The organism is Pedobacter jeongneungensis (assembly GCF_000633455.1).
GTDB lineage: Bacteria > Bacteroidota > Bacteroidia > Sphingobacteriales > Sphingobacteriaceae > Pedobacter > Pedobacter jeongneungensis_A.
Genome location: NZ_AYMG01000036.1, coordinates 59,538 through 80,603, shown reverse-complemented (window position 1 = coordinate 80,603; position 21,066 = coordinate 59,538). Strand labels below are relative to the sequence as shown.

Sequence of the window (21,066 nt, the reverse complement as noted above, 5' to 3'; positions counted from 1 at the left end):
AAAAAACTACACCTAAAATCTTCAATAACCATTCGGCCACGGAGACACGGATGGCACGGAAAACAATGCCTAAGTAATATCCCTACGTGCTTTCTGTGAATCCGTGGCAAAACAAAAAACTATACCTAAAATCTTCAATAACCATTCGGCCACTGATACACAGATGGCACGGAAAATTATGACTAAGTAATATCCCTCCGTGTTTTCTGTGAATCTGTGGCAAAATATCTTAAAACCCGCTCAGTGTACTCCGTGTAAAACTCGGTTTTCTCTGTGGTAAAATACGCAGCAATAATTTACATTCAACTGAACACCAAAACGCTAAAAGCACTTATATTTGTATTATGGATATTCAAACGATTTTAGTCTTTTTACTTTTTGCGGTTGCATTGGTATATGTTGGCCGTTTGGTTTTTAAATCTTTACAGGTAAAAAAAGATGGCTGTGGTGGAAATTGCAAATGTGGTGTAGATTTTTCCGATATTAAGCCCATAAAAAAATAACGCCTGTTTTATGATTCATCAGTTTAAGGAGTACTTTCAGTCAAAAATAGAATTAACTGATGAGCAATTTGATAGTATTTCAGCTCCATTAAAGGTTAAAAAATTCGAGAAAAACGAAATTATACAGTTTAAAGGAGATATCCTAAAATATGGTTTTTTTGTTGGTAAAGGTCTCTTAAGGTCTTATTCTATCGATTCGAAAGGCAAAGAACACATCATTCAGTTCGCACCAGAAAACTGGTTTATCTCCGATAGGAATCAAATGCACAATGAACCTTCTGATTTCTTTATCGAAGCAATAGAAGCTACAGAATCGGTAATCGTTCCCGATAATTTTATGAGTGAAGCTTCCAAGAAAGTTCCATGCCTGCTGGCGTTAAATGTAACCATGCTCCATAATTCCATCCGCTTTATGCAAAAAAGAATCAATATGCTTTTAAGCGCAACAGCAGAAGAAAGATACCTCGATTTCATCAAGCTTTATCCCAACCTTACCCTTCGCGTACCTCAATGGATGATCGCATCTTATCTGGGTATCACCCCCGAATCGCTCAGCCGCGTTAGAAAAGAACTGGCCAATAAACATTTTAGACCATAGAAAATTTTGAATGAGTGAATGTCATAGTTAAATTTAACATTTCAACTTTCCAACCTATAACCTTTCAACATTCTCTCATTTTATCCTTCCTTCCTTTATTTTCTCTATCCTTCTCTCATTCAATCACTTCAATAGTTCATTACTTACCATACATCAATTCCCAATCAAACCCTGTGCTGTACTTTTGTGTTGTAAATATTAAACATCTCAAAAAACAAAAGATATGGCAAAACAGAAATGGACATTAGATCCAACCCACAGCGAATTACAATTTAAAGTAAAACATTTAATGATTACTACAGTAACTGGTAGTTTAAAATCTTTTTCGGCAGAATTAACCTCTGAAGGTGATGAATTCGAAAATGCTGAAATTTCTTTCAAAGGTGATATCGATTCGATTGATACCGGAAATACCGACCGTGATAACCACTTAAAAAGCGGCGATTTCTTTGATGCTGAAAAATTTGCACACATTGAATTTAAATCAAACTCAGTAGAAAAAGATGGTGGCGATTATATCGTTAAAGGTAATTTAACCATCAAAGGCGAAACCAAACCTGTAAAATTAACTGCAGAATTTGGTGGTATTGCTACCGATCCATGGGGAAATACCAAAGCTGGTTTTACTTTAAGTGGAAAAATCAACCGTTCTGAATTTGGCCTAACCTGGAATGCTGCTTTAGAAACCGGTGGTGTAATGGTAAGTGAAGAAGTTCGCATTTTAGGCGAATTGCAGTTTGTGAAACAAGCATAGAGCATTGGGAATTTAAGCATGGGGTTATTACTCCATGCCCCATTCACCATGCCTCATTTAACTTGAAGGTAATGGAAACAAAACAAATAAAAAACGTACTTAAAGCACCGGCACCTCATATGGTTGGTGATGGTTTTAGGGTACATAACTTTTTTCCAAGTGGTTATGAAATTGATATGAGTCCATTTTTTTTATTGGATTATGGCTCAAAAATCGAGTTTTCTGCAAGGAAAAATCCAAGAGGCGTTGGTGTTCATCCCCACCGGGGTTTCGAAACCGTAACCATTGCCTATCATGGTGCCGTTGCGCATCACGATAGCTCAGGAAACAGCGGAGTGATATATCCTGGCGATGTGCAATGGATGACTGCTGCAAGCGGTGTACTCCATAAAGAATACCATGAAGAAAATTACAGTTTAACGGGCGGTCCTTTTCAAATGGTTCAGCTTTGGATCAATCTTCCGGCAAAAGATAAAATGAGTAAAGCGAAATATCAGGCCATTAAACAGGCTGATATGGCTCATTTTGATTTACCAGAAAACGGAGGAAAAATCGAAATCATTGCAGGTAATTATCAAGAAATAAAAGGCAACGCCACCACCTTTACCCCTATTGAGCTGTATAATGCGAGATTAAATAAGGGCGGAGAAGCTGTCTTTAATTTTCCAAGAAATTTTAATACCGGCTTTATGGTAATTGAAGGATCAGTAAAAATCAACGGATCTGAAAATATAGCAGCTGATCACTTTATTTATTTCGACAACAAAGGTGAAGAAATTAAGGTTGAAGCTTCAGAAAATAGTGTTTTACTTATTTTGAGTGGGCAGCCTATTAATGAACCTATTGTTCAGTATGGCCCTTTTTTAATGAATACAGAGGCCGAAATAAATCAGGCCATTGAAGACTATAATCAAGGTAGATTTGGTTATTTAGAAGAGTAGAGGTTCATATAATTTATATTTTGAAGCCGGCATTTTTAACAAAATTTGCCGGCTTTTTTATGTCTGCTTAGAAATACAACCATAAAATAGTATCTTAGAATAAATAACGATCAATCATCTCAGCGCTTAATTCAGATCATTCATCCAATCTTCATATTCGTTAGTGACTTTTGATCATAAATCAGAACAGAAAAATGTCCGGAAAACAAATATTTCAAACTGAGACTAAAAGACGCTGGAATACTTTTACATGGGTAAGCCGTACTTTCTTTTTAGTTTTCATCGTCGCAATCATCTGCGTAGTGTATACCCTATCATCGGTACAGGCACCTAATTTACCTTTTATCGATACCAACACCCCGCTAACGCAAAAACAATTAGATAAGTTAAAAAAATCGCAGCAGTACAAAGATTTTACGATCGAGAAATCGAAACTTCAAAAAATCAAAAAAGACCGTGAGCACCGTATTTTAACCCACCGTGGTAACAGCAAGCGCATCAATATGGCATTCTATGTAAGTTGGGCTGCAAGTAAAGAATCATCAATATCGGATTTAAAACGCAACATCGGCCATTTGGATATGGTGGCCACAGAATCGTTCTTTTTAAATGGTGATTCTATTGTTGATAAAGCGGATACAGCTGCATTGAAAGTAATCCACAATGGTAAAAAATCGGCTATTGCAGTGGTTTCCAATTATAACAAAGATCATTGGGACGGTGCGGCGGTAAGACGCTTGCTAAACAATCAACCGGCACAGCAAAAGTTAATCTACGACCTGATCGCGATCACTAAAAAATATGGTTACAGTGGCATCAACATAGATTTTGAAGAGCTTAACCTCGAAAACAGCGATAGTTTTAACAATTTCATGAAAAATCTTTATGCTCAGTTTCATGCAGAAAAACTGATTGTTTCGCAGGATATTTCGCCAGAAAACGATGATTACAAGCCAGAAATCCTTCAAAATTATAACGATTACATTGTTTTAATGGCTTATGACCAGCATACTGATCAAAGTAATGCAGGAGATATATCCCATCAGGAATGGGTAGAAGAAAAACTGGACGATATCTGTAGCAAGGTAAATGCAGATAAGGTGATCCTGGCTTTGGCCTGTTACGGTTACGATTGGCCAAAAAATAGCATTGGTGTACCAATTACTTATGAACAAGCCATGACTAACGCGGTTAATTACAAAAGCAAAATTAACTTTAACCCCGAATCGGCAAATTTAAATTACAGCTATAATGATGGAAGTGGCATTAAACACGAAGTATATTTTACCGATGCGGCCACTTATTTTAACTTAATCCGCAAGGCTGATGACTGGGATATTGCAGGTATTGCCTTATGGCGTTTAGGTTCTGAAGACAAACGTTTATGGTCATTCATCTCAAATGATCTTAGTCTCGATACCTTAAAGAAAAAACCTTTCGATCTGCGTAAAATCGCTTCACTAAATATGGGTGGTATCTCCTATCTAGGCGATGGCGAAATATTGGACTTGATTTCTACACCTACCCCAGGTAGCGTAAAATTCACCTTAAATAAAGACAATTTTTCTATTGCTGATCAAAAATACATCCGCCTGCCTGAACAATATGTAATTAAAAGATTTGGCGAAGCGGATAAAAAAATCGCTTTAACCTTTGATGACGGACCTGATCCGGTTTATACACCACAGGTATTAAACATCTTAAAACAGGAAAAAGTACCTGGCTGTTTCTTTGTAGTGGGTATTATGGCCGAGCAGAATATGGAACTGTTAAGGCAGGAATATAATGATGGTTACGAAATCGGGAATCATACTTTTTTCCATCCCGACATGTCTGCCATAGGCCCACGACGTGTAAAATTTGAGCTAAATGCTACCCGTCGTTTAATAGAAGCTGTTACAGGCCACAGCACCATCCTGTTCCGTGCACCATTTAATGCTGATGCCGAACCACAAAACATTTCCGAAATTTTACCGGTTGCACAGAGCCGTAAAGAGAATTACATCAATATTGGCGAATATATCGACCCTGAAGATTGGGAGCCTGGAAAAACTGCCGATCAGATTTTTAATGAAGTGGTAAAACAGCATGAAAATGGGAACATCCTTTTGTTGCATGATGCAGGTGGTAATCGGGAGGCTACTGTTGCCGCTTTGCCAAGGATTATCAAATTCTTTAAAGCCAAAGGATATACTTTTACCACCGTTGGCGATTTAATGGGCAAAAAAAGATCAGAGTTGATGCCTGCCGTTAAATCTACAGCAAATAGTGGTTTCACTGGTTCTGGAGATTATTTTTTCATCAATTTCTTTTACTACGGAAACATGATTTTGAACATCATATTTTCTGTTGCCATTGTATTGGCCATTTTAAGAACCATATTTATTGCTTACCTCGCCATTAGACAACGAAAAAGAGCAAAACGCAATGTGGGCAAGTTAATCGCTAATCCTTCCGAGAAAGTGAGTATCATTATTCCGGCCTACAATGAAGAAGTTACCGCCGTTCAAACCATTAATAGCCTATTAAAAACTACTTATCCTAATTTTGAGCTCATTTTTGTTGATGACGGATCAAAGGATAAAACATTCGAAATCATTAACGAAAATTTTGGTAATCACCCTCAGGTTAAGGTTTTCAGAAAAGAAAATGGAGGTAAAGCATCAGCCCTAAACTATGGTATCTCAAGGGCCTCTGCAGAATTTGTAATCTGTATTGATGCCGATACCCAATTGAAAGATGACGCCGTTACCGAATTGATGCGTTATTTTTACAGCGAAAAAATTGCTGCTGTAGCCGGAACCGTAAAAGTTGGAAATGCTAACAATATCATCACCAAATGGCAATCAATTGAATACATTACGGCTCAAAACATGGATAGAAGAGCTTTCGATCTCTTAAATACCATTACCGTTGTTCCGGGTGCAATTGGTGCCTTCAGAAAAAATGTAATCATCGAAATCGGCGGTTTCACTGTGGATACCCTTGCCGAAGACTGCGATTTAACGATGCGTATTTTAAAAGCAGGTTATAAGGTTAAAAACTGTGACAGCGCAATTGCTTATACAGAAGCGCCAGAAACGGTAAATATGCTTTTGAAACAGCGTTTCCGCTGGAGTTTTGGTGTAATGCAAAGTTTTTGGAAAAACAGAAAAACACTGCTTAACAAGAAATATGGCTATTTTGGAATGGTAGGGATGCCAAATATTCTGATTTATCAGATCATTTTACCCTTATTTTCTCCACTTGCCGATCTTTTCATGTTGATTTCCTTAATCAGCGGCTTATTCTCGTTAAGTGCCATCAACAACTTAACATTAACCGGATTTTCGGGGATTTTAAGCCTGCATAACGGCTTTGGTCAGGTGCTGTTTTATTACATTATCTTTATTGTAGTAGATATGTTCTTTGCAGCCATTGCTTTCCGTATGGAAAAAGAGAAATATACCAACTTACTTTACATTTTCCCCCAACGTTTTTTCTGGAGACAGTTGATGTATGTGGTGCTGTTCCGTTCTTTTAGAAAAGCGATTAAGGGTGAGCTGGAAACCTGGGGAACGATAAAAAGAACAGGTAATGTGAAAGAGCAGTAAGTTAAAAGATTAATAAGAAGTCAAGTTTTTTAAAAAACTTGACTTCTTTAGTATACCGGCACCTAATTCTTCTCTATCAAACAAACGGCATAAGAAACAACGCCTTCTTCCCTTCCGATAAAACCCATCTGCTCATTAGTGGTTGCTTTAATCGAAATATCTTCTGTGGAAATACCTATTGCATCGGCAATGTTCTGTTGCATAGCAGGAATGTGTGGATTGATTTTTGGCGCTTCTAAACAGAGCATGGCATCGATATTACCAATTTGCCATCCTTTTTCAGCCAATAGCTTAACCGTTTCTTTTAATAAAATAATGCTACTGATTCCTTTCCATCGATCATCTGTATTTTTAAAATGGAAGCCGATATCGCGTAAATTAGCGGCACCCAACAATGCATCGCAAATGGCGTGGAGCAGAACATCGGCATCCGAATGTCCATACGCACCTTTATGATGGTCTAATGTAACCCCACCAACAACAAAAGGATGCTGATCTTTTAACTGATGTACATCAAATCCGAAACCTACTCTAATTTTCATGGAAATTTTGGTTAATAAATTGTTTAAATATGTTAATCGGTTATATAGCTCTAGCAGCCAAATTACTTTTTAACAATCTTTTTGTCGCCAAAGTTAAACAATAGACCAAAACGTAGGGTATTTGCAAGCGGGCTTGTTTGCGCATTTGCAATTAAATAAGAGAAATCTATATTAAATACGTTGTATTTTAAGCCAAGTCCTAAGGTAAAGTAACGGCTATCGCCTTTCATTGGGCTTTGGTAATTATAACCTGCCCTTACAGCAAACTGTTGATTGTACCAATATTCCAGACCGGTTGATATTCCAACTTCTTTCAATTCTTCCTTAAAACCACCAGGTGCATCGCTAAACGAACCAAAAATACCGGCAGGTACCGAACGGTTTGGATCTTTGCCGCTCACAATATTATTGTTCGAATCGTATATCGGTTGTGTTGGCACTAAAAGCTTATTAAAATCAAGCGCAAATGTTAAGGTACTAAAATCATCCATTGTGAAGGTAGATGCACCGCCTATTTTAAAATTGGTAGGCAAAAAGAAGTTTTCTCCCCCATCAGAATAGCTCATTTTTGTTCCGATGTTTGAGATATTGGCTCCTGCCGAAAGAATAGCCTGTTTGCCAAAAAGTATTGTTGATGTTTTATATAACCCCGAAATATCAACAGCTACCGCGTTTCCACTGTGCACCTGGCCCGAAGATGAGAATTGTCCTGAAGCCAGATTGGAGTTAATATACCTCAAAGAGGTTCCCAAAGAAAATTCTTCGCCAAAACTACGTGCATAAGAAACATCAAAAGCAAGTTCACTTGGATTCGAAATACCCAGATCCTGCTGGTTGATATCGGTAAGCTGGATGGAGCCTAATGAAAAATACCTTAATGAAGCACCAATGGTATTGCGATCGTCTAACTTATAAAAACCACTTAAATAAGCGAGGTTAATATCAGGCACCAAACTTTTTAGCCAGGGGCTGTAAGAAACAGAAAAACCATAAGGTTTATCCAGAAAAGCAAGTTTTGAAGCATTTATACTGGCAGAATTTACGTCTCCCGCAACGGCTACACCAGCATCACCCATTGCTCCGGCGCGGGCATCGGGGGTAATAAGCAGAAATGGAACTGCTGTTATGATATTGTTCAACTCACTGCCATTGGGTTGTGTATTATTGCCTATAACCACTTGGGCGTTCGTTTTACCAAACACCAAGGCCATTGAGAGTGCAGAAAAAGCAAGTTTACTGATGTACTTGAAATTCATCCTTTAAAGGTACGTAATTTTAGATCTTGGTGTTTAGCAATAAATAAGAATATACTCTGTAACGTAAAACCAAAATTTATATTTTACCAAATTACGAATTCTAACATTATTTACTAATTAAGCCTACGATTTTTACATACGGGTGTGACAGCAAAAACCATAAGTAACAAATTTATAGCCACTTAGTATATAAACGAATTCACTTCGATCTTGTTAATTATTTAATTCTTTCAATTTTGGTATTTTACCGCCAAATATCTATAAATCAAATATGGTTAATTTATTTGCAATCTCTAAATTGTTATCACATTATGTCTATTTACCAATAATCATAATGCCCACTAAAGCTGCTTAAAAGCATAAATCTGATGAGATAAAAGATTTATTAAACCAAATGATAAATAACACAAATGCCAACACCACTTTCATCACCTCTAAAAACCGATTAACTTTTATTAATTATATTTATATCGCTTATTTATAATTATTTAGCTAAAATTTCGTTTAAATAACTCATAGACACAATACGATATAAAATAATACGTTTAGGCTTAAAAATATAATCGATATTTTATTGTCACATAATTTATATATTCATTTAAAATTTGTTTAATTTTATCGTCTGAATTGCCTATTGGCGATATTTCCAATGTATTATATGAAAAAACTATTACTATATTCTTTTACTTGTTTATCATTAGCCGTTTTGCTTTCGGGTTGTAGCTCAAAAAGTGGAAACAGTTCTAGTAAAACCGGTATTCCTTATGCAGATAGGAAAAGCAAAAACAACCAGTCTGGTGCTTTTGCTGTAGCTACCAAATACAAAAGAGCACCAGGACCGGGTTTAATCCCGATTGAAGGTGGGGTTTTAGTAGTTGGTGGTAGTGCCATCGAAGTTCCAGGTGTTGAGCCAAATATCTACAACTACAAAAGACAGGTTACCGTTCCATCTTTTTACATGGATGAAACTGAGGTATCGAATACTGATTGGTTAGAATACTTACACTGGATCAGGTATAATTTCCCGGAAGACCGCGAATATTATTATAATGAGTTACCGGATACCTTAGTATGGCGTCAGGCACTATCATATAACGAACCTTACGTTGATAACTACTTAAGGCACCCGGCTTACCGTGACTACCCTGTTGTGGGTGTTTCCTGGGAGCAGGCATCACGCTATTGCGAATGGAGGACTTCGAGAGCAAATGAATTTATCCTGCGCGAAAAAGGAATCTTAACTGATTATAAAACATTGGCAGGTAATGGAAAAGCAAAGGATGGTGCTACAACCACTGCTGCTGCAAAACCAGATAAGCCATATAATACGGATGCTTACCTTAACAACCAGTACAACGACATCGGTAAAAATGCACCAATTGATTATAATACAAAAGCTGGCGCAGCTACTACAACTGCTGGAGGAACAGCAGCTACAGGTGGTAAAAACGGTCAGCCTAGAAGAACAGCAACACTAGAAGATGGTGTAATTATGCAGCCCTATCGTTTACCAACAGAAGCTGAATGGGAATACGCTGCTTTAGGCTTAATTGGTAACACAGAATACGAAAACATTAACCAGAATAAAATTTACCCCTGGAACGGTTTGGGCGTTAGTTCGGCCAAAAAGAAAACCAGAGGTATGATTCAGGCCAACTTTAAGAGAGCCCCTGGAGATTATATGGGTGTTGGTGGTTCACTGAATGATAAAGGAGATTTAACTGTTCCGGTTATTCAATATACACCAAACGATTTCGGTTTATACAACATGGCTGGAAACGTAAATGAGTGGGTTAATGATGTTTACAGAACGGCTACATTTACTGATGCTGATGCATTTAATCCTTATCGTGGTAACTATTTCACCAACAAAAAATTGGAAGATTCGCAGAGTGGAAAAATCGCTTTGGATAAGTATGGTAATCCTATTAAGGAAAATGCTTATGCTGGCAGAAAACAAACCTGGGCAGAAAAACAAGCTCAGGCTAAACGTTCAGATTCGATCTCAAAATCGACAGATCCACAGGCTGCAGTAGCCGCATCTACCACTTACCAGGCCGATCAAAGGGGTTATCGTGATAGACAAAACACTCTACTTAACGAAGAAGGTGTAACTTTGGTGAACGATAAATCGAGGGTTTATAAAGGTGGTTCATGGAATGATATGGCGTACTGGTTAAACCCGGCAACCCGCCGTTTTATGCAACAGGATGAATCATCTGCTGAAGTTGGCTTCCGTTGTGCCATGACCATGCTTGGTGCTCCAGAGATCAGTACTGCAGGAAAAAGAAGTTTTAAAAATCCACCTCAAAAACCTTACAGAGTTAGCAGAGGTAAATAAATTATAAAAGTCCCGATTTAATATCGGGACTTTTTTTTATGCGCTGTATTTTGTAGTATACTTTGGTTATCGGATAATAAAAAGAAACTCGTCATCTAAAGTTCATTGCACTCTGCTATTTTTACTTATAAGGATTAGGCACACGAAGCAATCTTAAAACGATCTCTATAACCCATAGGTGTAAGATTGCTTCGTCGGCTGAAAAAGCCTTCTCGCAATGACGATATCCCGAGGTAAAAAATTTGTTTACTTAAATTGAACCAAAATCTGGTTTTTCTCTATCTTATCTCCCTGTTTAACCAATACCTTTTTAATTACCCCATCCGTTGAAGATTTTAAGATATTCTCCATTTTCATGGCTTCGAGGATAAGTAAATTATCTCCCTTTTTCACTTCAGCATTTTCCGCTACCAATACTTTTAAAACTAAGCCAGGCATAGGTGCTTTAATTTCAGAAACTTTACTGGAAGTTAAATTATCCAGCCCCAGTTGCTTTAACAAAACATCAAACTGATCTTCAATGCTGATTTGGTAAATATTTCCATTTACCTTTATTTTACAGGTTTTTTCAGCCTTATTTATTTCAACAAGTTCTGTATTAAAAGACCTGTTTTGGTAGATAACATGTGTATTGTTATGGCCAAGTGTACTGATATCAAGCTGAATAGGTTCTCCATTTACTAAAAAAGCTGAATCCTTATTCTCAATTTCGAATAAAAACTGATCGTTTACTTTTACTTTATGCATGGCTTATTGAGTTAAAGCATATTGAACAAGATTTGCGCCCATTTTAAGCGCTTTTGTCCGCGTTTCTTGTGTGTCTTCAGGATAAGTACCAAAGTCTTCCCAACCGTTGCCTAAATCGCACTCGTAAGTGTAATAACAAACTACTCTTCCCTTATAAATCAAGGCAAATCCCTGTGGCCGTTTATTATCGTGTTCGTGGATTTTTGGCAAACCTGCCGGGAACTTAAATTTCTGGTTATAAATGGCGTGATTTGCAGGTAATTCGACAAAGCTCAGTTCAGGAAATACCTTTTTCATCTGTGGCCTGATAAACTTATCCAAACCGTAATTATCATCAATATGGAGAAAGCCGCCACCGGTAAGGTATTGCCTTAAATTTTTCACTTCCTGATCGCTGAAAACCACATTACCATGCCCCGTCATATAAATAAAGGGATAATTAAAAATCTCTTTTGAACCTACTTCAACAATGCTTTCTTCGGCGTAAAAATTCGTTTTCAGATTGGTGTTGCAATAGGCAATTAAATTAGGTAGCGCTGTACGGTCTGCATACCAATCGCCACCACCGCTGTATTTTAACTTTGCCATACGATAAGTTGGCGGAAAAGGGTTGAAAGCGGAAAGCAAAAAGCTGAAAGCCAAAAGACCAAAGCCGTAAGCTAAAGGCCTGAATTTTGGAAACTGAAAACTAAAAACTGAAAACTTCAAATTGGCTATCGGTTAAGGTAATTGATTTCAAAACAAACAGCTAGTGCGGCAGTTTCAGTGCGCAACCTGTTATCACCTAAAGTTAGTGCTTTAAAGCCTTTGTTCAAAGCTAAATTAACTTCTTCTGGTGTGAAATCTCCTTCGGGACCAATAAGTATGAGGTATTTTTGATGTGGTGACACCAATTTCGAGATGAATTGTTTCTCTCCCTGATCAATACAGTGAGCAATTAACTTTTCTCCTTCAAATGGTTCTTTTAAAAATGTATTAAAAGAAATAGCGTCGTTCAACTTGGGATGATAAGCTTTAATTGATTGTTTTACTGCAGAAGTGATCACTTTATTCAAGCGGTCTTCTTTTACTATTCTACGTTCTGACCGATCGGTAATAATTGGGGTAATTTCATCAATTCCCAATTCGGTGGCTTTCTCTAAAAACCATTCAATACGATCGATATTTTTAGTAGGAGCAACAGCAATGTGTAAATAATGGTTTCGCTTATGAAACTCCTTTTCTACCTTTAATATAGACAGTGAAACTTTTTTGGGATTATCGGAAGTAATTTCTGCGGTATAAAAACCACCTTTACCATCAACCAGATTTACGATTGCGCCAACACCGAGGCGAAGTACCCTAACACAATGTTTACTTTCTTCTTCGTTAAGTGTGTAAGTATTTTGGGCTATATCTGGCGTATAAAAAATATGCATCGTTGAAATTAATGATTATCAACCATATCTGCTTTATTGATGACCAGTTCTAACTTGATGGTTTCGATATTCTGTTCTGTTTTTTTAAGGATTGTAAACAGGTAACCGTATGATTCGTTGCTTTCGCCAACTTCGGGAATTCGTTCGAAAACATGAGAAACCAAACCGCCTACGGTATCAAAATCTTCATCTTCTGGTAAATCGTGCGGTAAATGCTCATTTACATCATAAACCGTTGCAAATGCATTTACAATAAATTCATTATCAGAAACTTTTTCTACCAATGGTTTTTCCTCGTCGTATTCATCCTGAATTTCGCCAACCAGTTCTTCAACAATATCCTCAAGTGTAACCATACCGGCCGTACCACCAAACTCATCCAATACAATGGCAATCTGTATGCGGTTACTTTGCAGTTCGCTCATCAGATCGTTGATTTTTTTCGTTTCAGTTACGAAGTAAGGTTTGCGGATAATATCATTAACTGTCCAGGTTTGGTTCCCGGCTGCTACTAAAGGCAAAATATCTTTTGCATGGATAATACCAACAATTTTATCCATTACATCATCGTAAACAGGCAAACGGGAGTACCCTTCTTTAATAATGGTATCTATAACCTCCTCTTTCGGAGAAGTTAATTCGATGCCCGAGATTTTGGTCCTCGGTACCATGATATTCTTCACCACGCGCTCGTTAAAATCGAACACATTTTTAATTAGCTCGTGTTCATTGTTATCTAGAGCACCACTTTCTTTACCCTGATCAAGCAAGTACTGTAATTCTTCGGTACTGTGGATTGATTCGTGACCAGCCGAAGTATCGATACCAAAAGGCTTTAGAATGATAGCAGCTAAGCTGTTCAAAGTCCAGATAAATGGACGAAATACCACATAGAATAACTGAAGTGGTATGGAAACGAAAAGTGTTGTGGCTACCGGTCTTTGGATAGCGAATGATTTTGGTGCTAATTCACCAAAAACAATGTGCATGATGGTAATTAACGAGAAGGCTACAATGGTTGATGCGGTATGGATAGAAGCATCACTTAGCCCCCATTGCAAGCTATCGAAAAGGTTTTTAAAGATAGTATGCATAACGCCTTCACCTACCCAACCTAAGCCAAGTGATGCAAGCGTTATGCCTAGCTGTGTGGCAGCCAGGTATCCATCAAGATTATGGATAATTCCTTTGGCCATTTTACCTACACGGCTGCCTGATTTTGCTTTAATTTCTATTTGTGATGCACGAACTTTTACAATGGCAAACTCTGCTGCCACAAAAAATCCGTTTAATAGCACCAAAAACAAGGCGAAGAACAAACGCCAGCCAACCGATCCTGTATCTGGTTCCTGTAAAGCAACCAAAACTACATTTGCTGGTGGTAATATTGTACTTAACGCTGAATTTAAAAACAAACAGACCGTGGGTAAATCCATTAAGCTAATTCTCTAAATGTTGTGTTATAAAGTTCTATGCTTTCTTTAATTACTTTATGCGCATAACGAACACCAAGTAAATGTTCGATAGTTACATTTTTATCTTCTAATGCTTTATAATCCTGAAAGAAACGAACAATTTCTTTCATTTGGTGTGGAGGTAACTCATCTAAATCGTTGATGTAGTTTACCGACATATCGTGGGCGGCAACAGCGATAATTTTATCGTCCTGCTCTCCGTTGTCAACCATATGCATAACACCTACCACCTTCGCTTCGATCAATGTCATTGGATATACATCCACTGAACAAAGTACTAAAATATCTAACGGATCTTTATCATCACAATAAGTTTGCGGAATAAAGCCATAGTTTGCAGGGTACATTACTGATGAAAAAAGAACCCTATCCAATTTAATCAGACCTGATTCTTTATCTATTTCGTATTTTGCTTTTGAACCTTTTGGAATTTCAATAATTGCGTTTACAATTTCCGGAACGTTATGCCCAGGGGATACGCTATGCCACGCGTGATGATCGTCTTTTGCCATTTTTAATTTAAATCTGTTTTATCCTCTTCAGGACCTTTCACTACTTTACTTTTTACAAAGGTAATTAATAATGGTATAGTTGTAATAAGGATAAAGCCAATAATAATATATAATAAATAATCGGTAATTTCTTTTTCGAACCTTCTGCCTAAAAAATAGCCTAGTAAAGTTAAGGAGCAGATCCAAAGTACGCCACCTACAATATTGTAAAGTGCGAACTTTTTAAACTCCAGTTTTACCACACCAGCAAAGATCGGTGCAAAAGTTCTAACAATCGGTACAAATCTTCCCATTATCAGCGCAAAGGCACCTTGTTTGTTATAATAATCTTCAGCAGCCTTTAAATAGCGTTTCTTAAAAAAGAAACTGTCTTTTCTGGTGTACAATACTGGTCCTGTTTTCCGCCCGAACCAATAACCTGTAAAATTGCCCGACACTGCTGCTACACACAAACCCGCCAAAAGCACGGCAATATTAACATCCAGCTTGCCGGTTGCCACAAACATACCAGCCAAAAACAACAAATAATCGCCAGGGAGAAAAAAACCAAAGAACAGGCCTGTTTCTGCATAGATTACGAACATGACGAGATAGAAACCGCCCTCCCTCAATAATTTTTCGGGGTCAAGTAGTTGATGCAGGTTATTCCAAAAATCGTGCATATTCAATTATTCGTAAAACTACAAATAATTATTAAACAACAGCATACCTATATCAGGTTTAAAATAATTGCAGGGTAAATACCTAAAATAAGTGTGATTACTACTGATACCAATAATACAACTTTATATTGTACAGGAGTAGAAAGCTCTGTTTCTGCACCATCTTTAAACCAAACAGCCACAATTACCTTAAAATAATAGTAAAAGCCTACCAGAGCGTTTAAAATAGCAAATGCAACCAATAAAGTTTTATACTGGGTCATTACATTTAAGAACATCAGGTACTTTCCAATAAAACCTGCAGTTAATGGAATACCGGCTAAAGAAAGCATGGCAATGGTAAGTGATAAAGCCACTAAAGGATTTTTCTTACCCAAACCATTAAAACTTTCGAAGCTATCGCTACCTGTTTTCTGTTTAACCAGGATCAATACTGCAAATGCAATAATAGATGCAAAAGTATAAGCAGCTGTATAAACCAAAACATTGTTTCCAGAGTTTTTGGTTAATACGATCAATGAAAACAACAGGTAACCCGCATGTGAGATACTGGAATAAGCCAACATGCGTTTAAAGTTTTTCTGGAACAGGGCGGTTACGTTGCCGATAAATAAGGTTAAACAAACAATAACCATTAGCGGCGCAACCCAAAAATCGTGAAGTGGGGCAAGGGCACCAGCAAACAACCTTAAAAAAGCAGCAAAACCGGCAGTTTTAACCACGGTACTCATGAAAGTTGTAATTAATGATGGCGAACCTTCGTATACATCTGGTGTCCAGAAGTGGAAAGGCGCAGCACCAACCTTAAAGCAAAGGCCGATCATCATCAGGATCACACCAGGATAAAATATCGGCGAAACTGAAGTGGTATTGTTAACCAGGTAAGCCTGGATTTTATCCAAATCAAATGAGCCTGTAGCACCATAAATTAGAGTGATACCAAACAACAAAAATCCTGTTGAAAAAGCGCCCATCAGGAAATACTTTAAGGAAGCTTCATTAGAGGCAAAATCCTTTTTTCGGATACCTGCAAGGATATACAAACTCACAGACATGATTTCCAAGCCTACAAACAGCATCGCCATGTTTTTATAAGATACCATCATGATCATCCCCGCTAGGGCGAAAAGGATTAAGGTATAATATTCGGCTATGTTATCGCTTTTAGCGTGAAAATAGTTCTGTGTTAATAAAAAGATTAAAAGTGTACCGATAATACATACGCCAGAAAATGCCAGGGCGAAGTTATCCGTCTGCATCATTCCGAAATGAACAGCATTGCCATTCCAGGCGCAGAAAGTAAATCCCAGTGCAGTAAGTAAGCCAACAACGGTAAGTGGTAGTAATGCTTTATTTGCCTTAAACAAACCTGCATAAAGCACTATAAAAGCTGTTATACTAATGGTTATAATAATATTCATTGCTTAATTTACTGTGTTTAATTTTTGATTTACCTGTTCTAATAAATGTTGTACAGATGCCTCTGTTAAGTGCAAAATCGGTTTCGGATAAACACCAAGAACAATAATTAATGCACAAATGGTATAAAGAACTAATTTTTCAGTTCCTTTAATATCAGTGAAAGTGATGGTTAAACTATTGGTTTCGCCAAGCATTACATTTTGATACATGCGCAACATGTATACCGCTCCGAAGATGATGGTTAAACCGGCAATAGCAGCTGCCCAGATGCCGTAATTGTAAACGCCCATTAGCAATAAGAATTCACCTATAAATCCGTTTGTTCCTGGTAAAGCTACTGTCCCTAAAACAATAATTAAAAATGCAATGGCTAATTGAGGTGCTACTTTAGCAATTCCGCCCAATTCTTCAATTTTATTTGTTTTTACACGACTGAAGATAATATCTAAAACGAAGAATAAACCAACCACGTTAATACCATGGCTCAACATCTGCACCATGGCGCCTTGCATGCCTTGTTGGTTGAAAGCGAAAATACCTGCCGAAATTAATCCAACGTGCGCAATTGAAGAATAAGCTACCAAACGTTTTGCATCTTTTTGTGTAAAAGCAATCAGCGAAGCATAAACAATTCCGATAATCGATAAAATGATGGCTACCTGCCCCCAATCGTAAACACCTGCCGGTACAATTGGCAATAACCACCTGATTACGCCATAAATACCCATTTTCAACATGATACCTGATAACAACATGGTTCCCTGTGCAGGAGCTGCAGTATAGGTATCTGGCTGCCAGGTGTGGAAAGGGAAAATCGGCATCTTAATGGCAAAAGCGATAAAGAAAGCCCAGAAAATCCATCCTTGTTGTGCACTATCTAAATTTAAAGCATAAAATGCCTGGATATCAAAATTGTGTGCCGGGTTTTGAAGGTACAGGTAAATGATACCCATCAACATAAATAACGAACCTGCAATAGTGTACACAAAAAATTTCATGTTGATACGAATGCGGTCTTTTCCGCCCCAGATGGCACAAATAAAATAAATCGGGATTAATGCTGCTTCCCATCCGATATAGAACAAGAAGGCATCAAGCGCAGTAAATACCAATAACAGGCCACATTGCATAAATAAAATCAAGCCATAAAATGCAGCAGGATTTTTATACTCGTGTTTGTAGCTCGATAAAATGATGATCGGTACCAATAAATTGGTTAGCAATACCACAAGCATGCTAATGCCATCGATACCTGCATGGAAATTAATTCCTAAATCCGCAATCCATGGCAAATTAACCTCAAACTGGGTATTTGCATTCGGAATGAAATTACAGGCGATAACCAAAGCCAACACCAAAGAAGTCACCGAAAACACGGTAGAAACTATTTTAGCCGACTTACCAGCAAATGCAGTAATAATTGCACCTACAAGCGGAAGAAATATAAGTAGTAAAAGTTGTTCCATTATTTAATTTTGAACCCTTTTTATATGTAATAAAATGTATATGCAAGCAATGCGATGATACCAAATACCATCATAAATATATAGAAACCTACGTTTCCACTCTGTAACAAACGCACACCTTTACTGGCTTCGTTGGTACTCCATCCCAATCCGTTCACAATTCCATCGATAAATTTGTTATCGATAATTCTGTAAAAGAATTTCGAAAGTGCATCTAACGGTTTGGTGATGATGAAATCATAGATCTCATCCAGGTAAAATTTGTGGTAAGATAATTTTGCCAATGCTGAACGTGGTGCCTCATCAGCAACAGGAACGCGAGCCACTTTTACATATCGGCCGTAGGCATAAAGTAAAGCAATGATAGCTGCAACTACTGAAGTAGCCATCAGCGCAAGCTCAGTTGAATGGCTTAAATCCAATTCGTGTTGTGCAACACCTGCACCCGATAACCAGTGTGCCAACCATTCGTTTCCACCGAAAATGTGTGGAAAGTTAATTGCTCCACCAATGGCGGCAAGAATAGCCAAAATAATTAAAGGCAATGTCATCGCTGTTGGCGATTCGTGTACATGGCTTTCTTCATGATGTGTTCCACGGTATTTACCAGAGAAAGTCAAAAACATCATCCGGAACATGTAAAACGCGGTTAAGAACGCGGTTAATACCCCTACTCCCCATAAAATCGGACTCGCCTGAAAAGCATGTGCCAAAATTTCATCTTTAGAGAAGAAACCAGAGAATGGCGGTAAACCTGCAATGGCAATGGTACCGATCATCATGGTTAAAAAAGTAACCGGAAGTTTCTTCCTCAATCCGCCCATGTGGCGCATATCCTGCTCGTGGTGCATGGCATGGATAACCGAACCAGCGCCTAAGAACAATAATGCTTTAAAGAATGCGTGTGTTAATACATGAAAGAATGAACCTGTATAAGCACCAACGCCAAGACCTAAAAACATATATCCCAATTGAGATACAGTTGAATAAGCCAATACTTTTTTGATATCTGTTTGTGTTAAAGCAATAATTGCCGCCACTAAAGCAGTTGCCGCACCAATAATGGCAATGATGTGCTGGGTAAGTGGCGCAAGATCGAACAATACACTCGAACGGGCAATCATATAAATACCAGCAGTTACCATAGTTGCAGCGTGGATTAAAGCTGAAACTGGTGTAGGTCCGGCCATCGCATCAGGTAACCAGGTAAACAATGGCAACTGTGCCGATTTACCGCAGGCACCGATAAACAATAAAATGGTAATTAAAACCAAGGTATCAGTGCTTCCATTCGCTGCCTGAGGAAAAACTTTAGCAAATTCTACACTACCAAAAGTGGTGAAGATTAAGAATACGCCCAATAAAAAGCCCAAATCGCCGATACGGTTCATTACAAATGCTTTTTTAGCTGCCGATGCATAAGCATTATTGGTATACCAGAAACCGATTAACAGGTATGAGCATAAACCTACACCTTCCCAACCGATAAACATCACGATATAGTTAGAACCCAATACCAATAAAAGCATGAAGAATACAAACAGGTTTAGGTAGGAGAAAAACTTACCAAAACCAGCATCATCGTGCATATAACTGGTAGAATATAAATGGATCAGGAAACCAATTCCGGTAATAATCAACAGCATGATCGAGCTTAAAGGATCAACCAGGAAAGATAAAGGAATGTGCAACGTACCTGCACTGATCCAATCGAATAAAAATACTTCGTGAGCTTTTTGTGTGTCGCCTTGTAAACTAAAGAAAATAACTACGCTGATGATAAAGGATGCGAGGATTACTCCACTTCCGATGATGCCAACAAGTCCTTTAGATAAAGAGTTTCTGCCTAGCCCATTAATTACAAACCCTAAAAAAGGAAGTAACGGAACCAACCAAATCAATTGTTCTATTGTCATTCTTATTATATATTTACCACTTAAGGCGATTTAAAACATTAATATCTATCGATTTCGTATTGCGGTAAACCATTACAATAATCGCTAAGCCTACTGCAACCTCTGCAGCTGCCAAAGCCATAATGAAGAATACGAAAACCTGTCCTGATGGATCGTTGCTGTGAACCGAAAATGCGGTTAAAAGTAAATTAACGGCATTAAGCATCAGCTCAACCGACATAAAAATTACGATGGCATTTCTGCGCGTAAGTACACCAATTACGCCAATAGAAAAAATAATGGCACTTAAATAGATGTAGTGGTTTAGCGGAACGCCTGCTGCTTGTGTGAATAAATTTTCCATTATGCTTCTACCTCATCTCTTTTAGATAATAAAACAGCTCCAACCATTGCTGCCAACAGTAACAGAGATGATAATTCGAATGGTAATAAGAATGGCCCAAAGAGCTCCTTACCTAAATTTTCTACCAACCCTAATCCTGGGTTTTTCAAAATCAACGGACTGTTAATGCTTGCCGATTTTAAAGAACCAATTAAAGTTATTACCAAACAACCTCCGGCAATTACACCTACAATTTTAATCAGTGGAGATTTACTTGGCTCAGTTTCATTGTTTAGGTTAAGCAACATCAGTACAAAAAGGAAGAGTACCATAATTGCACCCATGTAAACAATAAAGTTTACCACTGCCAAAAACTGTGCGTTTAACAGCACATAGTGAACTGTGAAAGTAAAAAAGGTAAGTATTAAGTACAATACACTGTGGATCGGATTTTTTGCAAAAATCACCATCAGCGAAAAGATGATACTTAATGTGGCTACGAAATAGAATACTTGTGTACTCATTAATTGTTTATTTATTTATGTTTTATGGTTTGTGTTTCCACAAATCATTTTTTTACGTGGTTCGTGAGAACACG

19 protein-coding genes are annotated in these 21,066 nt (G+C 37.7%); 6 read left to right on the top strand and 13 right to left on the bottom strand.

The features are described 5' to 3' along the window. Window positions 1–344: 344 nt before the first annotated feature. From U859_RS31755 to U859_RS0126975, 5 genes are all read left to right on the top strand, one after another. Window positions 345–503 carry a FeoB-associated Cys-rich membrane protein gene (locus U859_RS31755; RefSeq protein ID WP_084153161.1) on the top strand — a complete coding sequence of 53 codons (159 nt, stop codon included), beginning with the start codon at window positions 345–347 and terminating at the stop codon, window positions 501–503. Window positions 504–513: 10 nt separating this feature from the next. After that, window positions 514–1,101, top strand: a complete 588-nt coding sequence (locus U859_RS0126990; protein ID WP_025146350.1) for a Crp/Fnr family transcriptional regulator — start codon at window positions 514–516, stop codon at window positions 1,099–1,101. A gap of 223 nt (window positions 1,102–1,324) precedes the next feature. Beyond that, complete coding sequence (locus tag U859_RS0126985; RefSeq protein WP_025146349.1) at window positions 1,325–1,855, top strand: YceI family protein; 531 nt, start codon at window positions 1,325–1,327, stop codon at window positions 1,853–1,855. A 71-nt stretch (window positions 1,856–1,926) separates the two neighbouring features. After that, the gene (locus U859_RS0126980; RefSeq protein ID WP_025146348.1) at window positions 1,927–2,796 is read left to right on the top strand and encodes a pirin family protein; all 870 of its coding nucleotides are present in this window, start codon (window positions 1,927–1,929) and stop codon (window positions 2,794–2,796) included. 194 nt (window positions 2,797–2,990) lie between these two features. Next, window positions 2,991–6,389 (top strand): glycosyltransferase, encoded by a 3,399-nt coding sequence (locus U859_RS0126975; RefSeq protein WP_025146347.1) that lies wholly within the window; start codon window positions 2,991–2,993, stop codon window positions 6,387–6,389. A 62-nt stretch (window positions 6,390–6,451) separates the two neighbouring features. Here the strand turns inward: U859_RS0126975 and ispF are convergent, their stop codons facing one another. After that, a complete protein-coding gene (gene ispF / locus U859_RS0126970) occupies window positions 6,452–6,931 on the bottom strand; it encodes a 2-C-methyl-D-erythritol 2,4-cyclodiphosphate synthase (RefSeq protein ID WP_025146346.1) in 480 nt (159 codons plus the stop codon). A gap of 62 nt (window positions 6,932–6,993) precedes the next feature. Further along, the gene (porV, locus tag U859_RS0126965) at window positions 6,994–8,187 is read right to left on the bottom strand and encodes a type IX secretion system outer membrane channel protein PorV (RefSeq protein ID WP_025146345.1); all 1,194 of its coding nucleotides are present in this window, start codon (window positions 8,185–8,187) and stop codon (window positions 6,994–6,996) included. A gap of 658 nt (window positions 8,188–8,845) precedes the next feature. Between porV and U859_RS0126960 the strand changes: the two genes are divergently transcribed. Then, entirely contained in the window at window positions 8,846–10,528 is a 1,683-nt protein-coding gene (locus U859_RS0126960) for an SUMF1/EgtB/PvdO family nonheme iron enzyme (protein ID WP_025146344.1), read from the top strand. 246 nt (window positions 10,529–10,774) lie between these two features. Here the strand turns inward: U859_RS0126960 and U859_RS0126955 are convergent, their stop codons facing one another. The 11 genes from U859_RS0126955 to U859_RS0126905 all read right to left on the bottom strand — a co-directional run bounded on the left by U859_RS0126955 (window position 10,775) and on the right by U859_RS0126905 (window position 20,992). After that, window positions 10,775–11,275: an acetyl-CoA carboxylase biotin carboxyl carrier protein subunit gene (locus U859_RS0126955; RefSeq protein ID WP_025146343.1), complete on the bottom strand. Its 501-nt coding sequence runs from the start codon at window positions 11,273–11,275 to the stop codon at window positions 10,775–10,777. 3 nt (window positions 11,276–11,278) lie between these two features. Further along, entirely contained in the window at window positions 11,279–11,863 is a 585-nt protein-coding gene (locus U859_RS0126950; protein ID WP_084153162.1) for a DUF4159 domain-containing protein, read from the bottom strand. Between the two features lie 125 nt (window positions 11,864–11,988). Next, entirely contained in the window at window positions 11,989–12,693 is a 705-nt protein-coding gene (locus tag U859_RS0126945) for a 16S rRNA (uracil(1498)-N(3))-methyltransferase (RefSeq protein ID WP_025146341.1), read from the bottom strand. Window positions 12,694–12,701: 8 nt separating this feature from the next. Beyond that, window positions 12,702–14,129, bottom strand: coding sequence for a hemolysin family protein (locus U859_RS0126940; protein ID WP_025146340.1), 1,428 nt, complete (start codon window positions 14,127–14,129; stop codon window positions 12,702–12,704). Then, the gene (locus U859_RS0126935; protein ID WP_025146339.1) at window positions 14,129–14,680 is read right to left on the bottom strand and encodes an inorganic diphosphatase; all 552 of its coding nucleotides are present in this window, start codon (window positions 14,678–14,680) and stop codon (window positions 14,129–14,131) included. The genes U859_RS0126940 and U859_RS0126935 overlap by 1 nt, the downstream gene beginning before the upstream one ends. A gap of 2 nt (window positions 14,681–14,682) precedes the next feature. After that, window positions 14,683–15,342 (bottom strand): DedA family protein, encoded by a 660-nt coding sequence (locus U859_RS0126930; protein ID WP_025146338.1) that lies wholly within the window; start codon window positions 15,340–15,342, stop codon window positions 14,683–14,685. A gap of 47 nt (window positions 15,343–15,389) precedes the next feature. Next, on the bottom strand, window positions 15,390–16,763 hold the full coding sequence (locus U859_RS0126925; protein WP_025146337.1) for an NADH-quinone oxidoreductase subunit N: 1,374 nt from the start codon (window positions 16,761–16,763) through the stop codon (window positions 15,390–15,392). Window positions 16,764–16,766: 3 nt separating this feature from the next. After that, a complete protein-coding gene (locus U859_RS0126920; protein WP_025146336.1) occupies window positions 16,767–18,230 on the bottom strand; it encodes a NuoM family protein in 1,464 nt (487 codons plus the stop codon). Window positions 18,231–18,250: 20 nt separating this feature from the next. Further along, on the bottom strand, window positions 18,251–20,146 hold the full coding sequence (nuoL, locus tag U859_RS0126915) for an NADH-quinone oxidoreductase subunit L (RefSeq protein ID WP_029986201.1): 1,896 nt from the start codon (window positions 20,144–20,146) through the stop codon (window positions 18,251–18,253). 13 nt (window positions 20,147–20,159) lie between these two features. Further along, entirely contained in the window at window positions 20,160–20,489 is a 330-nt protein-coding gene (nuoK, locus tag U859_RS0126910) for an NADH-quinone oxidoreductase subunit NuoK (RefSeq protein WP_025146334.1), read from the bottom strand. Continuing rightward, complete coding sequence (locus tag U859_RS0126905; RefSeq protein WP_025146333.1) at window positions 20,489–20,992, bottom strand: NADH-quinone oxidoreductase subunit J; 504 nt, start codon at window positions 20,990–20,992, stop codon at window positions 20,489–20,491. The genes nuoK and U859_RS0126905 overlap by 1 nt, the downstream gene beginning before the upstream one ends. Window positions 20,993–21,066: the final 74 nt, after the last annotated feature.

Coding starts and splice junctions, on each gene's coding strand:
- U859_RS31755 (WP_084153161.1), top strand. CDS start 345: ATGGATATTCAAACGATTTTAGTCTTTTTACTTTTTGCGGTTGCATTG.
- U859_RS0126990 (WP_025146350.1), top strand. CDS start 514: ATGATTCATCAGTTTAAGGAGTACTTTCAGTCAAAAATAGAATTAACT.
- U859_RS0126985 (WP_025146349.1), top strand. CDS start 1,325: ATGGCAAAACAGAAATGGACATTAGATCCAACCCACAGCGAATTACAA.
- U859_RS0126980 (WP_025146348.1), top strand. CDS start 1,927: ATGGAAACAAAACAAATAAAAAACGTACTTAAAGCACCGGCACCTCAT.
- U859_RS0126975 (WP_025146347.1), top strand. CDS start 2,991: ATGTCCGGAAAACAAATATTTCAAACTGAGACTAAAAGACGCTGGAAT.
- ispF (WP_025146346.1), bottom strand. CDS start 6,931: ATGAAAATTAGAGTAGGTTTCGGATTTGATGTACATCAGTTAAAAGAT.
- porV (WP_025146345.1), bottom strand. CDS start 8,187: ATGAATTTCAAGTACATCAGTAAACTTGCTTTTTCTGCACTCTCAATG.
- U859_RS0126960 (WP_025146344.1), top strand. CDS start 8,846: ATGAAAAAACTATTACTATATTCTTTTACTTGTTTATCATTAGCCGTT.
- U859_RS0126955 (WP_025146343.1), bottom strand. CDS start 11,275: ATGCATAAAGTAAAAGTAAACGATCAGTTTTTATTCGAAATTGAGAAT.
- U859_RS0126950 (WP_084153162.1), bottom strand. CDS start 11,863: ATGGCAAAGTTAAAATACAGCGGTGGTGGCGATTGGTATGCAGACCGT.
- U859_RS0126945 (WP_025146341.1), bottom strand. CDS start 12,693: ATGCATATTTTTTATACGCCAGATATAGCCCAAAATACTTACACACTT.
- U859_RS0126940 (WP_025146340.1), bottom strand. CDS start 14,129: ATGGATTTACCCACGGTCTGTTTGTTTTTAAATTCAGCGTTAAGTACA.
- U859_RS0126935 (WP_025146339.1), bottom strand. CDS start 14,680: ATGGCAAAAGACGATCATCACGCGTGGCATAGCGTATCCCCTGGGCAT.
- U859_RS0126930 (WP_025146338.1), bottom strand. CDS start 15,342: ATGCACGATTTTTGGAATAACCTGCATCAACTACTTGACCCCGAAAAA.
- U859_RS0126925 (WP_025146337.1), bottom strand. CDS start 16,763: ATGAATATTATTATAACCATTAGTATAACAGCTTTTATAGTGCTTTAT.
- U859_RS0126920 (WP_025146336.1), bottom strand. CDS start 18,230: ATGGAACAACTTTTACTACTTATATTTCTTCCGCTTGTAGGTGCAATT.
- nuoL (WP_029986201.1), bottom strand. CDS start 20,146: ATGACAATAGAACAATTGATTTGGTTGGTTCCGTTACTTCCTTTTTTA.
- nuoK (WP_025146334.1), bottom strand. CDS start 20,489: ATGGAAAATTTATTCACACAAGCAGCAGGCGTTCCGCTAAACCACTAC.
- U859_RS0126905 (WP_025146333.1), bottom strand. CDS start 20,992: ATGAGTACACAAGTATTCTATTTCGTAGCCACATTAAGTATCATCTTT.